11 protein-coding genes are annotated in these 15,339 nt (G+C 62.8%); 7 read left to right on the plus strand and 4 right to left on the minus strand.

The features are described from left to right. The first annotated feature begins 4 nt into the window (after nt 1–4). The 3 genes from ASD58_RS27550 to ASD58_RS27560 are packed head-to-tail and all read left to right on the plus strand — an operon-like array spanning nt 5 to nt 2,848. Entirely contained in the window at nt 5–1,042 is a 1,038-nt protein-coding gene (locus ASD58_RS27550; RefSeq protein WP_057265235.1) for an aminotransferase class I/II-fold pyridoxal phosphate-dependent enzyme, read from the plus strand. Continuing rightward, entirely contained in the window at nt 1,035–2,123 is a 1,089-nt protein-coding gene (locus ASD58_RS27555) for a hypothetical protein (RefSeq protein WP_057265238.1), read from the plus strand. Before ASD58_RS27550 ends, ASD58_RS27555 begins: the two co-directional genes overlap by 8 nt. Further along, the gene (locus ASD58_RS27560) at nt 2,120–2,848 is read left to right on the plus strand and encodes an amidohydrolase family protein (protein WP_057265239.1); all 729 of its coding nucleotides are present in this window, start codon (nt 2,120–2,122) and stop codon (nt 2,846–2,848) included. Before ASD58_RS27555 ends, ASD58_RS27560 begins: the two co-directional genes overlap by 4 nt. Before the next feature lie 6 nt (nt 2,849–2,854). Here ASD58_RS27560 and ASD58_RS27565 read toward each other — a convergent pair whose 3' ends face one another. Next, nucleotides 2,855–4,192, minus strand: coding sequence for a sigma 54-interacting transcriptional regulator (locus tag ASD58_RS27565; protein ID WP_082565720.1), 1,338 nt, complete (start codon nt 4,190–4,192; stop codon nt 2,855–2,857). A gap of 210 nt (nt 4,193–4,402) precedes the next feature. On the opposite strand from ASD58_RS27565, the gene ASD58_RS27570 reads away from it, so the two are divergent. Then, entirely contained in the window at nt 4,403–4,966 is a 564-nt protein-coding gene (locus ASD58_RS27570; protein ID WP_057265241.1) for a hypothetical protein, read from the plus strand. Between the two features lie 64 nt (nt 4,967–5,030). Here the strand turns inward: ASD58_RS27570 and ASD58_RS27575 are convergent, their stop codons facing one another. The 3 genes from ASD58_RS27575 to ASD58_RS27585 form a co-directional block, all read right to left on the minus strand. Beyond that, complete coding sequence (locus ASD58_RS27575) at nt 5,031–7,286, minus strand: arginine/lysine/ornithine decarboxylase (protein ID WP_057265248.1); 2,256 nt, start codon at nt 7,284–7,286, stop codon at nt 5,031–5,033. An 83-nt stretch (nt 7,287–7,369) separates the two neighbouring features. Beyond that, nucleotides 7,370–7,933, minus strand: a complete 564-nt coding sequence (locus tag ASD58_RS27580; RefSeq protein ID WP_057265249.1) for a DUF4337 domain-containing protein — start codon at nt 7,931–7,933, stop codon at nt 7,370–7,372. A 3-nt stretch (nt 7,934–7,936) separates the two neighbouring features. Further along, the gene (locus ASD58_RS27585; protein ID WP_082565740.1) at nt 7,937–8,419 is read right to left on the minus strand and encodes a dihydrofolate reductase; all 483 of its coding nucleotides are present in this window, start codon (nt 8,417–8,419) and stop codon (nt 7,937–7,939) included. A gap of 214 nt (nt 8,420–8,633) precedes the next feature. Here ASD58_RS27585 and carA point away from each other — a divergent pair, with 214 nt between their 5' ends. Genes carA through ASD58_RS32680 form a run of 3 tightly spaced genes read left to right on the plus strand, consistent with a single transcriptional unit; the run spans nt 8,634 to nt 15,336 of the window. Beyond that, nucleotides 8,634–9,791 (plus strand): glutamine-hydrolyzing carbamoyl-phosphate synthase small subunit, encoded by a 1,158-nt coding sequence (carA, locus tag ASD58_RS27590; protein WP_057265253.1) that lies wholly within the window; start codon nt 8,634–8,636, stop codon nt 9,789–9,791. Then, nucleotides 9,784–13,602 (plus strand): carbamoyl-phosphate synthase large subunit, encoded by a 3,819-nt coding sequence (gene carB, locus ASD58_RS27595; protein ID WP_057265255.1) that lies wholly within the window; start codon nt 9,784–9,786, stop codon nt 13,600–13,602. Before carA ends, carB begins: the two co-directional genes overlap by 8 nt. A gap of 3 nt (nt 13,603–13,605) precedes the next feature. Next, nucleotides 13,606–15,336: a methyl-accepting chemotaxis protein gene (locus ASD58_RS32680; protein WP_082565721.1), complete on the plus strand. Its 1,731-nt coding sequence runs from the start codon at nt 13,606–13,608 to the stop codon at nt 15,334–15,336. Nucleotides 15,337–15,339 lie beyond the last annotated feature (3 nt).

The following is a 15,339-nucleotide window of genomic DNA, read 5'->3' on the forward strand; positions in this document are numbered from 1 at the left end:
GGCGGTGCGCGCCGACTTCACCAGCGCCCTGTACCTGGGCATGCGGCATCCTGCGCAATCGCTGCCGGCCTGGGATGAGCTGACGCTGGGGAAGCCGGCCGTGCTGGAGCCGGTGCCGGGCGAACCGGAACTGGGGGCCGCCCTGGCGCGCCTGATGGATTGCGAAGCGGCTTGCCTGCTGCCTTCCAGCCTGCACCTGTTCTGGGACCTGTTCGGCTGGCTGGCGAGCGCGCGTGTGGCATTGCTGGTCGACAGCGCGGCCTACCCGGTAGCACGCTGGGGCGCCGAACGCGCCAGCGCGCAGGGCGTGCCGGTGCAGTGCTTTGGCCACTGCAATGCAGCACAGGCAGCGGCGATGGCGCAGCGTATTCGGGAAAGGGGCCGGCGGCCGGTGATCCTGACCGACGGCTACTCGCCCGGCGATGCCGCCGCGCCGCCGCTGGCGGCCTACGCCGACATCGCCGATTCCAGCGGGGGCATGCTGCTGTTGGACGACACCCAGGCGCTTGGCGTGCTGGGTGTGGAGGGCGGCGGATCGGTGGCCGAGCATGGCCTTGGCGGCGGGCCGGTATTGGTGGGCGCCTCGCTGGCGAAAGGCTTCGGGGCACCGCTGGCAGTACTGGCGGGGCCGCGAAAGATGCTGGGCAGCTTCATGGCGGCCAGCGCGACGCGGGTGCATTGCAGCCCGCCATCGGTGGCGGCGATTGCGGCAGGCCGCTGTGCACTGGAGGCCAATCGCAGGATGGGGCGCGCGCTGCGCAAACGCTTGCGGGAGCGGATAGCGCAATTGCAGGCGGCGCTGGCTGCCCGCGGGATAGCGTGCATGGGCGGCGAGTTCCCGGTCCAGCGCATCCTGCTGCCGCCTTCATGCGATGGCGCTGCCTTGAGGAGCGGGCTTTCGTTGGCAGGAATCGAAGTGCTGTTGCAAGGAACACCGGCCAGGCAGATCCTGACCTTGCTGCTGCGGGCCGACCACAGCGCACAGCAGGTTGCCTGTGCCGCCCGCTCAATTGGACAACTGATGGAGGTGCTGCATGTTTGAGACGATGGAATTCGAATGGCGCCCCAAAGGCGGCCGCGCAATGGGGCGCCCGCGTGTACGCCCCACCCGCAAAACCCGCCCGGCGCCGGTATACGGAAGCGGCTGGCCTTACCGCGTGCCAGTATTCGAACCGCTGCCGCTGCTGGAACCTCCGGCCGGCGACGAGCCGGGCCCGGACGAAGGGGACAGCGATGGCGACAGCGAGCTGCCGCCGACCATCGCCCAGGCCGTGGGGCAGATGCCGCGCGCCCTGCAGCCAGCCTATGCGCCGGTCGCCACGCTCGACCGCGCGCCCGGCGATCCGCGCACGCACGGGCCAGGCTTGTATTACCTGGAATTCACCGTCAACGGCCAGCGCCGGGGGTACAGCGGACAGGCCAGGCATATGGGGCAGCGCCTGGCGCAGCACCGCATCTGCGCCGGCATGATGGGTATCCGGCCATCGGAAGTCAGCGTCTACGTTGCTGCCAACCTGGCAGACGACGCCGACCGCAGGCGGCGCGAACGGAGCTTGCACGACACGATGTTCCGGCATCACCAGGGCGTGCTGACCAACCAGCGCCGCGAGCTCGAATTCGAAGTGCTGGGAGAAGAGCACGAAGCCCCCTGCGGTTGCAGGCGCTGCCAGCACGGCCCGTTCAGCCCTGAGCAGGAGATGGAGCTGGCGATGGAGCTGTTGGGCGTGCAAAACGAGGAGGAGCTGGAACAATTCCTGGGCAAGATGTTCAAAGGCGTGTGGAGTGGGATCAAGAAGGTCGCCAAGCCCCTGGGCGGAATCCTGAAGGGAATTGCGAAGAAGGCCTTGCCGTTCGTCGGCGGTGCGCTGGGATCGTTTATCCCGATTCCCGGTGTAGGAACGGCGCTGGGGCGTGCGCTTGGCGGTGCGCTGAGCAATGCGCTCGAAATGGAATTGCAGGAGATGCCCGATGTGGACCGCGAGCTGGAAGTGGCGCGCCGATTTGTGCGCATTGCCGGCAGCGCCGCGCAGTCGGCAGGTGACAGCGATGGCAGCCCGCAGGCGGTGCGGCGTGCCGTGCTGGAGGCCCTGCGTACCCACGCACCGCATTTTGGCCAGTCATGATCATCGACTGCCACTGCCACGCCGGTCCCGGCGACGGCTTGACCGGGCCTTGGGACAGCAACGCCGCGCTTGGCCGCTACGCCCGGCGCGCGCGTGAAGCAGGCATCGACCGCACGGTGCTGCTGGCAGCTTTCCATTCCAATTACGGCGCCGCCAATGCCGGCGTGGCGCGGCTGGTTGCAGCGGAACCGGAGCGCTACCTGGCCTTTGCCTTCGTGCATGCCAGGCGCGACGCGGGGCGGATTGCTGCGCTGGTCCGGAGGGCGGTGGAGGAATACGGCTTCGTTGGCATCAAGCTGCACCGGCACGACGCAGCGATCACAGGCGAAGTGTGCGAGGCGGCGCGGCACTTCGGCCTGCCAGTGCTGTACGACCCGGTCGGCGTCGCATCGGTGGCCGAGCTGCTGGCAGCGCAGTACCCGGACGTGAACTTCATCTTGCCCCACCTGGGCAGCTTTGCCGACGACTGGGCAGCGCAACTCGCATTGATCGACCACCTGGCGCGGCATCGCAACATCTATACCGACAGCGCCGGTGTACGCCGCTTCGACCTGCTGGAGCAGGCGATCCGCCGCGCAGGTGCGCACAAGGTCTTGTTCGGATCGGACGGACCCTGGCTGCATCCCGGCGTGGAACTTGAGAAGATCCGTTTGCTGCGGCTGGCGGCAGGGGACGAAGCCTTGGTCCTGGGCGGCAACCTGTTGCGGCTGATCGGCCGGGATTAGCAGGATCTATGCTGGCGCATTGCGCGCCTTGCGGCGCAGTTGCAAAGTGCGATCGGTCACACCCAGGCGCAGGGCCGCGCGCTGGTTGTTGTCGTCTTCCTGTTGCAGCACAAGCTGGATCGCAGCGTCGGTTGCCGCCTGGCCGATGCGTGCAAGGTTGACGCCAAGGTCCACGGCGCGGCCTATGGCGTTCATGAAAGCTGCATCTGGCCAGCATGAGGCGCCGCCGCACGGCCGATCTTCCGGCGGGACATCGCCGATGGTGAGCGGCCCGGGACCGATATGCCGATGCCACATGCGTGCGACGGTCTGCCGTAGGTCGCGCACATTGCCCGGATAGCTGCGGGTGAGCAGGTATTGGCGCACGGCCGGATCGAGGTCGACATCGTGGCCGCTCAACTGGCGCAGGAAGTGCTGCACCAATGGCAGGATATCGCCCTGCCGTTCTCGTAGTGGCGGCGTGCGGCAGCGCCACGCCGCGATGCGGTAATAGAGGTCGGCGCGAAACGTACCGCGCTGGACCTCCGCCTCCAGGTCGCGGTTGGTTGCGCATACCAGGCGGAAGCGGGTTGGATGCCAGTCATTACTGCCGACGCGGCGATACTGCTGCTCCTGGATGACGCGTAGGAGCTGCGCTTGCAGCGGCAGCGGCAATTCACCCACTTCGTCGAGGAACAGCACGCCGCCGTTGGCTGCGGCGAATGCGCCGTCGCGCGCGCTGTAGGCACCAGTGAAAGCACCACGTTCATGCCCGTACAATTCGCTGCCGGCCAGCTCTGGCGACAGTGTGGTGCAATCGACCACCGTGAGCAGTCCCGGGCCGCCGTGCAGGCGATGGATGGCCTGCGCCAGCAAGTCCTTGCCGGTGCCGGTTTCACCGGTGATCAGGACGGGGGAGTCGGTGAAGGCCGCCACCTCCACCAGGCTTTGCAGCATGCGCCGCCAGGCCGCGCTTTGCCCGACCAGGCAGGCGCGTATGCGATCGGAAGACATGAGCTGCGCGACTTCGTGCCAGCGCTCCAGGCGGGCCAGCACCTGCGGCAGGATCGCCTCGCCGTTGCGCCACAAGAGCAGGTCGGAGGCGCCCGCCGCGAGCACTTCCCACATGGCGTCGGCGGCAAGTTCGGCAGGCTCGCAACAGATGGCCAGCATTTGCGGCGCGCCCGCCGCTTGCAAGCTCGCGGCCAGTTCTTCGTCCCACTGCTTGAATAAGAGGATGGAAGCATGGCTTTCCTGCGGTGCATCGAGGAGTGAAACGCCAGCGTCGCACAGATCGGTCCGCAGTTTGTTATTGGCATTTGCTGGTGCCTTCCCGGCCGCGAGAATGCAAGCTGAAAGCGCCATATATTCGCCCCTCAATTAGGACTGGAAGTCCACTATAGAGCGAAATCAGTCCATAGAGTTGAGCTTGCTCAATCGCGCATCGCAGCTGCCGCCCTGGCGGCGACAGCATTGTCTGCACCACCGTCGGGCGCTAAAATCACCTCTATGTGATATCGCCTTTTGCGTGGGCTTCAGACGTTTATGAATTCTGAGTCGTTCAATGCAAACTCTATGGCTGGCCTCAGCTATGCGGAGCAAATACAATGTTGTTTCCCGGATGAACCGGATTGGGATACTGTACCTGATGACACTTTGATTGAGCTGATAGAGAAATTTCCCGGAGAACTAAGCTGCGCCAGTATTGCGTTCACCAATTTGCAATTTCGGGGCAATCAGGAGGCCAACCGTTTGGCCCGGTGGCTGCTTGGTGAATATTGTCCGGACCGATGGTTGAGATACCATGCATTCGAGGTCCTGACCGGCTTGGAAATCAATGAAAAGGTTATTTTCAAGTGTCCTGCGCCGCAAACTGCGATTAACGCATTCCTGGATCAATGCTGTGACGGTTGGGACAGGACGTCGCTGGAGTTCTTCTTCCACGTGATTGGAAATGAACGCATAGGCTGGATCTCAAACTACCTGGACGCGGACGCGGTACTCAATTATCTGGTGGTTACGCAGGCAGCATCCCCTGAACGCCCAGAGATCTATGTAATTGACCGAGTGTTGGCGTGCCGCGCCGACGATGAACCGATTGAAGTTCTGAGCATGCTGCGAAATGCCGGGTACCTATGATAGTAACCAGTAAAAAGCCCGCAGGGACTTGCGTCCGTTGCGGGCTTTGTTTTGCCGGCAGGGCTTACTGCCTGACGCAGTCGACGAAGTAGTCTTTGCGGCCATTCACTTCGCGCTTCACCAGGCCGTGCACGTCGGTTTCGAAACCAGGGAAGCGTTCATTGAAGTCACGTGCGAAGCGCAGGTAATCCACGATGGTCTTGTTGAAGCGCTCGCCCGGGATCAGCAGCGGAATGCCCGGCGGGTAAGGCGTCAGCAGGATCGAGGTGATGCGGCCTTCCAGATCGTCCAGTGCCACGCGTTCGATTTCGCGGTGTGCCATCTTGGCGAAAGCGTCGGACGGCTTCATTGCAGGCACCATGTCCGACAGGTACATCTCGGTGGTCAGGCGCGCCACGTCGTAGGCCTTGTAGAAATCGTGGATCTGCTGGCACAGGTCGCGCAAGCCCATTTGCTCGTAGCGCGGGTTGGCCGCCGAGAACTCCGGCAGGATGCGCCACATCGGTGCGTTCTTGTCATAGTCGTCCTTGAACTGTTGCAGTGCGGTCAGCAGCGTGTTCCAGCGGCCTTTGGTAATGCCGATGGTGAACATGATGAAGAAGGAGTACAGGCCGCACTTCTCGACGATCACGCCGTGTTCCGCCAGGTACTTGGTCACGATCGAGGCCGGGATGCCGGTCTCGCCGAACTGGCCGTCCAGCGACAGGCCGGGGTTGACGATGGTGGCCTTGATTGGGTCGAGCATGTTGAAGCCCGGCTTCAGGTCGCCAAAGCCGTGCCACTTCTCGCTGTCTTCAGTGAAGATCCAGTCTTCCTGGGAACCGATGCCTTCTTCGGCGAAGCTGTCCGGACCCCAGACCTTGAACCACCAGTCCTGGCCCCATTCCTCGTCGATCTTCCTCATCGCGCGGCGGAAGTCCAGCGCTTCCAGGATCGATTCTTCCACCAGGGCGGTGCCGCCCGGCGCTTCCATCATGGCCGCCGCCACGTCGCAGGAGGCGATGATCGAGTATTGCGGCGAAGTCGAGGTGTGCATCAGGTAGGCCTCGTTGAAGGCGTCCTTGTCCAGCTTGACGGTTTCGGAGTCGCGCACCAGCACTTGCGACGCCTGCGACAGGCCGGCCAGCAGCTTGTGGGTCGACTGGGTCGAGAAGATCATCGACTCCTTGGCGCGCGGACGGTCCTTGCCGATCGCGTGCATGTTCTTGTAGAAGTCGTGGAAGGTGGCGTGCGGCAGCCAGGCTTCGTCGAAGTGCAGGGTGTCGATTTTCCCGTCCAGCATTTCGCGCAGGGTTTCCACGTTGTAGACCACGCCGTCGTAGGTCGACTGGGTGATGGTCAGGATGCGCGGCTTCTTGTTCACCGCAGCTTGTGCGAACGGGTTGTTGGCGATCTTGCGCTCGATGCTCTCCATGGTGAATTCTTCGAGCGGGATCGGGCCGATGATGCCCAGGTTATTCCGGGTCGGCATCAGGAATACAGGGATGGCGCCGCACATGATGATCGAGTGCAGGATCGATTTGTGGCAGTTACGGTCCACCACGACGATGTCGCCCGGCGCCACGGTCGAATGCCACACCATCTTGTTGGAGGTGGAGGTGCCGTTGGTAACGAAGTAGGCGTGGTCGGCATTGTAGATGCGGGCGGCGTTGCGCTCGGAGGCGGCGACCGGGCCGGTGTGGTCCAGCAGCTGGCCCAGTTCTTCCACCGCGTTGCAGACGTCGGCGCGCAGCATGTTCTCGCCGAAGAACTGGTGGAACATCTGGCCGATCGGCGACTTCAGGAACGCCACGCCGCCGGAGTGGCCAGGGCAGTGCCAGGAGTAGGAGCCGTCGTTCGCGTAATGCACCAGGGCACGGAAGAACGGCGGCGCCAGGCTGTCCAGGTAGGACTTGGCTTCGCGGATGATGTGGCGCGCGACGAATTCCGGGGTGTCCTCGAACATGTGGATGAAGCCGTGCAGTTCGCGCAGGATATCGTTAGGGATATGGCGCGAGGTGCGGGTTTCGCCGTACAGGTAGATCGGGATGTCGGCGTTCTTGTGGCGGATCTCGGAAACGAAGGCGCGCAGGGAGGCCAGCGCGAAGTCGGTTTCTTCCGGGGTGCCGCCGCCGAACTCTTCGTCGTCGATCGACAGCACGAAGGCCGAAGCGCGCGACTGCTGCTGCGCAAACTGCGCCAGGTCGCCGTAACTGGTCACACCCAGGACGTCCATGCCTTCGTTTTCCATCGCGGCGGCGAGGGCGCGAATGCCCAGGCCGGACGTGTTCTCGGAACGGAAATCCTCGTCAATGATGACGATGGGGAAGCGGAATTTCATCGATGTTCTCCAGGCGCGACCAAGCGCCTCAAAAAAATAAGACCGGGAGTATCGCAGAAATTCGGCTCCCGGGGGAAATTAATTTACAACATCGCAAGGGCACCCAGGCCCAAGCCGATTGCTGCCACGCCGTAGGTGGCATACATCAGCCACTTGCGGTTGGTGAGCAGGGTAATCGCAGCCAGGGCGATGGCGATTTGTTCGGCCGTGGTGGCCAGCGCCCATTGGTGGTGCTTGTGCAGGGCGTGGTCGGATTTATGGTCCCACTCGGTCGATTTGGCTTCCCATTCCTCGGCATCCTTCTTGATGGCGTCTTTCTCTTCCTTGTAGCGCAGTACTTCGGCCTTGAACTTCTCTACATCGGCGTTCGGCAGCAGCATGGCCAGTTCGGCCAGGTTCTGCTTGGACGATTTGGCCTGGTAGTAGTTCCAGCGATTGGACGCCTCGGTCTTGGCGATGGCGGCATTGTTTTTGAACAGTGCTGCATCGTTCTGCGTGGCGCCGCCCTGGTAGCCGAAGATGGCGCCCACGGTGGCCAGGATGGCCGTTGTCACGGCGATATTGCCGGAGAATTTGTCGTTGCTGTGTGCTGCGTGTTCCACGGCGTGGTCATGCGGGCCGTGGACGTGGAAACCGTGTCCGGACATGTTTTAGTTCCTGGTAAAGCTGATGAAAGAATAAGGCAGCCCGGCTGCCGATACGTGCTCTTCACGCGCTACTTCCTGCCATTCGCCCGCTGCCAGCGCCGGGAAGAATGCATCGCAGTCGTATGTGCGGCCGATGCGGGTGATTACAAGCTTGTCAACCAGCGGCAAGGCTTGCTGGTACACCTGCGCGCCGCCGATCACGAATGCCTCGGCGGTACCGGCGATCAAGGCCTTCGCTTCTTCCAGCGATCCAACTCGCTCAACGCCTTCGTGCTGCCAATCCGCATTGCGGCTGATGACGATATTGCGGCGGTTCGGCAAAGGGCGGCCGATCGAATCGAAGGTCTTGCGGCCCATGATAATCGGATGGCCGGAAGTGAGGCGCTTGAAGTGCACCAGGTCTTCCGGCAAGTGCCATGGAAGAGTGTTGTTGATGCCTATGCCATTGTTGGAATCAGTGGCAACGATGATGGTCAAATTTGTCATGGCCGACATTATATATCGGAGCACTTTGCTATTCGGTCACGTTGCGGAATTGCGCCACCGCAATTTATTTTGGCCCTGGAACGGGGCCTTGTGACGTTTGGAGAGTTTTGGCGGGGGTGTGCCGGCGTATCGTAGCTTCCAGCGCGCTAGGAATTACTGCTGAGTAATTCTGTTTGTTGGTTTTATAACGATACGGACCCCAGGAGAACCCCTGATGAAACACCCACTCAAGCATCCCCACGGGAATGCCGGGCGCGCTATTCTCGCATTGGCTGATGGCACCCTGTTTGAAGGCATCTCGATCGGTGCCGACGGCTCCACGGCTGGCGAAGTCGTATTCAATACCGCCATGAGCGGGTACCAGGAAATCCTGAGTGACCCAAGCTACAGCCGCCAGATCGTCACGCTGACTTATCCGCACATCGGCAATACCGGTGTCAACCGCGAAGATGGCGAAGCGCCTTTGATCCACGCAGCAGGCCTGGTGGTGAAGGACGTGCCTTTCCTGGCATCGAATTTCCGCAGCGAGCAAGACCTGTCGTCGTGGCTGGCGGAGCAGGGCGTGGTGGCAATCGCCGGCATCGATACCCGCAAGCTGACCCGCATCCTGCGCGAGAAAGGCGCCCAGTCCGGCGCCATCATCGCCGGCGGCGCGGCGGAGGAGGCACTGCGCCTGGCGCGTGAATTCCCCGGTTTGTCGGGCATGGACCTGGCGCAAACCGTCAGCACCGCTGCACAGTATGAATGGACCGAGACCGAATGGATGCTGGGCCAGGGCCATGGCCGCCAGATGCAGCCGCGCTGCCACGTGGTGGCTTACGACTTTGGCGTGAAGGCAAACATCCTGCGCATGCTGGCCCAGCGCGGCTGCCGCGTGACCGTGCTGCCTGCGAAAGCCGGCGCCGCCGCTGCGCTGGCGCTGAACCCGGACGGGATCTTCCTGTCGAACGGGCCGGGCGATCCACAGCCTTGCGATTACGCGATTGAAGCGGCGCGTGAACTGATTGAACGTGGCGTGCCGACCTTCGGCATCTGCCTTGGCCACCAGATCATGGCGTTGGCCTCCGGCGCCCGCACCCTGAAAATGAAATTCGGCCATCACGGCGCCAACCACCCTGTGCAAGACATTGAAAGCGGACGTGTAATGATCACCTCGCAGAACCACGGCTTCGCCGTCGATCCCGATTCGCTGCCGAATAACTGCGCAGTCACTCATATCTCGCTGTTTGACGGCTCATTGCAAGGCTTCCGCCGCACTGACAAGCCGGCCTTCTGCTTCCAGGGCCACCCCGAGGCGTCGCCCGGGCCGCACGACCTGGCGCCGCTGTTCGACCGCTTTGTCAGCATGATGGAGGGCGCGCGCCATGGCTAAGCGTACCGACATCAAGCGCATCCTGATTATTGGCGCCGGCCCGATCGTGATCGGCCAGGCCTGCGAGTTCGATTATTCCGGCGCCCAGGCCTGCAAGGCCCTGCGCGAAGAAGGCTACGAGGTCGTGCTGGTTAACAGCAATCCCGCCACCATCATGACCGACCCGGGCATGGCCGATGTGACTTATATCGAGCCGATTACCTGGGAAACCGTGGCCCGCATCATCGAAAAAGAGCGCCCACAGGCCGTGCTGCCGACCATGGGCGGCCAGACTGCGCTCAATTGCGCGCTGGACCTGCATCGCCACGGCGTGCTCGATAGCTTCAATGTGGAGCTGATCGGGGCGACGCCGGAAGCGATCGACCGCGCCGAAGACCGCGCCAAGTTCAAGGCAGCGATGGAACGCATCGGCCTGCAGTCGGCCCGTTCCGGTATCGCCCACACCATGGCTGAAGCCTGGCAGGCACAGGAGCGCCTCGGCTTCCCGGTCATCATCCGGCCGTCGTTCACCATGGGGGGCAGCGGCGGCGGCATCGCCCGCAATGCCGACGAATTCACCGCCATCTGCCTGCGCGGCCTGGAACTGTCGCCGACCTCCGAACTGCTGATCGAAGAATCCCTGATCGGCTGGAAGGAATTCGAGATGGAAGTGGTGCGCGACCGCAAGGACAACTGCATCATTGTCTGTTCGATCGAAAACCTGGACCCGATGGGCGTGCATACCGGCGATTCGATCACCGTGGCGCCGGCCCAGACCCTGACCGACAAGGAATACCAGATCATGCGCGACGCGTCGCTGAAGGTGCTGCGCGAGATCGGCGTGGATACCGGCGGCTCCAACGTGCAGTTCGCCGTCAACCCGCAAGACGGCCGCATGATCGTGATCGAGATGAACCCGCGCGTGTCGCGTTCTTCGGCGCTGGCTTCCAAGGCCACCGGCTTCCCGATTGCGCGCGTCGCCGCCAAGCTGGCGGTCGGCTTCACGCTGGACGAATTGCAGAACGATATAACCGGCGGCGCCACCCCGGCCTCTTTTGAGCCTGCGATTGACTACGTAGTCACCAAGATCCCGCGCTTCGCTTTCGAGAAGTTCGCCGGCGCCAACGACCGCCTGACCACGCAGATGAAATCCGTGGGTGAGGTGATGGCGATGGGCCGCACCTTCCAGGAATCGTTCCAGAAAGCGCTGCGCGGCCTGGATATCGGCGTGGACGGCCTGCAGCGCATCGCCACCGGCCGCGACGTGATCGAGCAGGAACTGCGCCTGCCGGGCCCGCAGCGCATCTGGTATGTCGGCGAGGCCTTCGCACAAGGCATGTCGCTGGTGGATGTGCACCGCCTGTCGCACATCGACCCATGGTTCCTGTCCCAGATCCAGGATTTGGTGGAAATCGAGGAATGGGTGGCCACGCAGCAGTTGGGCGGCTTTGACCATCACGTTCTGCGCCGTCTCAAGCAGCAAGGCTTCAGCGACCGCCGCCTGGCGGACTTGCTGGGCGTGCATGAAGACGCAGTGCGAAAGCAGCGCCATGCCCAAGGTATCCGTCCGGTATACAAGCGCGTCGACACTTGCGCTGGCGAATTCGCAACCCGCACCGCCTATATGTATTCAACCTATGACGAGGAATGCGAAGCCCAGCCCACTGGTGCGCGCAAGATCATGGTGCTGGGCGGTGGTCCGAACCGCATCGGCCAGGGTATCGAATTCGACTACTGCTGCGTGCACGCCGCGCTGGCTATGCGCGAGGACGGCTACGAGACCATCATGGTCAACTGCAACCCGGAAACCGTATCGACCGACTACGACACCTCCGACCGCCTGTATTTCGAATCCCTGACCCTGGAAGACGTGCTCGAAATCGTCGCCATTGAAAAACCGGAAGGCGTGATCGTGCAGTACGGCGGACAGACTCCGCTCAAGCTGGCCCTGGCGCTGGAGGCAAACGGCGTGCCTATCATCGGCACCTCGCCCAACATGATCGATGCCGCCGAAGACCGCGAGCGCTTCCAGAAACTGTTGTTCGAACTGGATCTGCGCCAGCCGTCCAACCGCACCGCCCGCAATGAGCAGCAGGCCGTGGCGATGGCCGAGGAGATCGGCTATCCGCTGGTGGTGCGCCCCTCCTACGTGCTGGGCGGCCGCGCCATGGAAATCGTCCATGAGCGCGCGGACCTGGAGCGCTATATGCGCGAAGCGGTCAAGGTTTCTCACGATTCGCCGGTGCTGCTGGACCGCTTCCTGAACGACGCCATTGAAGTGGACGTGGATTGCGTCAGCGACGGCACCGAGGTTGTGATCGGCGGCGTGATGGAGCACGTGGAGCAAGCCGGCATCCACTCCGGCGACTCGGCCTGCAGCTTGCCGCCTTATTCGCTGTCGGAAGCCACCGTGGCCGAAATCAAGCGCCAGACTGTGCGCCTGGCACGCGGCCTGAATGTGATCGGCCTGATGAACGTGCAATTCGCGGTGCAGCGCCAGAAAACCGATGGCCGCATGCTGGACCGTGTCTTCGTGCTGGAAGTCAATCCACGCGCCTCCCGCACCGTGCCATTTGTTTCGAAGGCGACCGGGGTACAGTTGGCCAAGGTGGCGGCACGCTGCATGGCAGGCCGTTCGCTGGCCGAGCAGGGCGTCACCGCGGAAGTGATTCCGCCTTATTACAGCGTCAAAGAGTCTGTTTTGCCGTTTGCGAAATTCCCCGGTGTCGACACCATCCTCGGGCCGGAAATGAAATCGACCGGCGAAGTGATGGGTACCGGAACCACCTTCGGCGAGGCCTTCCTGAAGGCGGAGCTGGGCGCCGGCGTGCGCATACCGCAGGCAGGCTATGTTTATATGCGGGTCCGCAAAGCCGACCAGGCGCGCGCCGTGGCGCTGGCCCGCGAACTGGCCGAAGCCGGCTATTTGCTGTGCGCCAGCGAAGTGACGGCCGCCGTGCTGGAAGCCGGCGAAGTGCCTGTCAATGCCATCGAAGATGAAACCCTGCTTGGCCTGCTGGCCCTGCGCGAAATCGCCATGGCTGTGGTTACGGTGGACGAGAAGCGCGTGGCCATTGCCGCTACACGCAGCCTGCGCATGGCGGCGCTGGCTTCCGGCACGGTGATGTTTACCACGATTGCGGCAGCAGAAGCCGCCGCGGAAGCCCGCAAGCATGCCGGCAACACTATCGTGCGCTCGTTGCAGGAACTGCACGCGATGGTCGGTGCCGAACTGCGCCAGGCGCCGCCGCCGGCGCCGCGCCCTGTCCCCGGTGCAGTGGACCTGGCGGCGGCAGCCTGGCAAATGCCGGAGCGCCGCGCCCAATCGCGTCAGCGCAGTGTCGGCGTGGAGCCGATCAAGGTCTTCATTCGCCAGCCGTTCACCGAATCGAACGAACATGAGCAGCGCATGATCAGCGAGATCATGCAGATGATCGACAGCGCCAACGGCCTGCCGCACGCGTTCGACTACCTGACCGGCTTGCAGGCTGAGAGCGCGGAAACCTTCCGCGCCTCATTCGAACGCAGCCAGGGGTTGCCGTTCACGCCGCAGAACTTCCGCCGCCACCGGCTGACATTGCTGGACCAGGCGGACGTGATGGTGAACATCCGTGTCGGGATGAGCGAGAGCAGTGCATTCGAGTTGAGCTATCACATATTCAAAGGCCGCCGAACGCCTATCCTGTTCCTGGTGTGGAAGGGCGCGCCAATCAAAACCACGCTGCTGCGCGAACTCGATGACCTGGTGGACATCACCTATATCGAATTCGACGACGTTTCGGAGTTGCGTGGCCGGTTGCATCAGTTTTTCAAATGTTTGGTAAAGGAGTGAGCGATGTTCAATAATTTCAAGATCAAGACCCTGCTGGTTGGCGTGCTGGGTTTGCTGATTGGCCTGCTGGCGATTATTGGCGGCCTCGGAATCCTGAGCGCTGAGCGCTCGGTCGGACTGGTGAAGGACGTCACGGTCGCCAACCAGAAGAATGTCGCGGAGCGCAACGCCATCCGCCTGGACATGGAAACAGGCCGCAGCCAGATCCTGCAAGCCTTGCAGCACAATCCAGACCTCGGCTGGAGCAAGCTGCATGACCACCCGCTGACCAACCACTTCAACATCGTGGACGACGTCACGGCACGGGTGAACAAGCGCTGGGAAAGCTACCTGGCCAGCATCAAGTCGCCGGAAGAGCGCAAGCTGGCCGAAGACTGGTTCGCCAAGAGCGATGGCCTGGGCGTGGAGCACATCCGCGCTGCCACGGTCGCTGTGAAGGAAAACCGCTGGGACGATGCGGAAACGGTGCTGATCAAAAAGATCAATCCTTCCTACCGCCTTGGCGACGGCGCGTTGAAGGCGCTGTCCGAGCACGCCGACAAGCGTATCGAAGCCGATGCCGCCGCAGTTGCCGCAGGCCTGAGCCGCAACAGCACCACGGTGACCGTAGTCCTCATCTGCGGCCTGGCCCTGAGCGTGTTCGCCGGCCTGGTCCTGATGAAGGCCATTTCCGAGCCGCTGGCAGAAGCAATGGATGTGGCCCACCGCGTTGCCGATGGCGACCTGAAAGGCCAGGCCACCAAGCACGCCGACAACGAATTCGGCGAGCTGCTGCGCGCGCTGGACAAGATGCGCGACAACCTGGCCGCCATCGTGACCGAGGTGCGTGGCGGCAGCGACACGATTTCCAGCGCTTCGGCGCAGATCGCGGCGGGGAATATGGACTTGTCCGACCGCACCGGCGAACAGGCCGCGTCGCTGGAGGAAACCGCCTCCTCGATGGAAGAACTGACCAGCACCGTGCGCCAGAACGCCGACAACGCACGCCAGGCCAACCAACTTGCCGTTTCGGCATCATCCGTCGCCACCAAGGGCGGCGAAGTGGTTGAGCAGGTGGTGGCGACCATGGGTTCGATCAATGAATCGTCCAACAAGATCGTGGACATCATCGCGGTGATCGACGGCATCGCCTTCCAGACCAACATCCTGGCCCTGAATGCGGCTGTGGAGGCGGCACGTGCCGGCGAGCAGGGCCGCGGCTTTGCGGTAGTGGCCAGCGAAGTGCGCAACCTGGCACAGCGTTCGGCCGCCGCAGCCAAGGAAATCAAGCAGTTAATCGACGATTCTGTTGGCAAAGTGGAAAGTGGCGCCAAGCTGGTGAACCAGGCCGGGCACACGATGAAGGAAATCGTGACGAGCATTCAGCGCGTGACTGATATTATGGGAGAAATTACCAGTGCTACGCAGGAACAAACTGCGGGTCTGGAACAAATCCACCAGGCCATCAACGAGATGGATACAATCACCCAGCAGAACGTGGCGCTGGTGGAGGAGGCAGCTTCGGCGTCCGCCGCTTTGCAGGACCAGGCCAACGGCCTGTCGAAGATTGTCAGCGTGTTCCAGGTTGACGGCCAGCGCCGCGAGCATCCCGCCGCGGTGCAGGCGCGCGCGGTGATCCAGGCGGTACGCACCAAGCCGGCGTTGCCGGGCAAGGCCAAGCCTGCCCAGCGTGACAGCAAGGCGGCGTCGCGCAAGGTCGCCAATAGCGAGGTAGGAGATTGGGAAGAGTTTTAATGA

Origin of the sequence: Duganella sp. Root1480D1 (genome assembly GCF_001427305.1) — a bacterium.
Classification (GTDB): Bacteria; Pseudomonadota; Gammaproteobacteria; order Burkholderiales; family Burkholderiaceae_D; genus Rugamonas.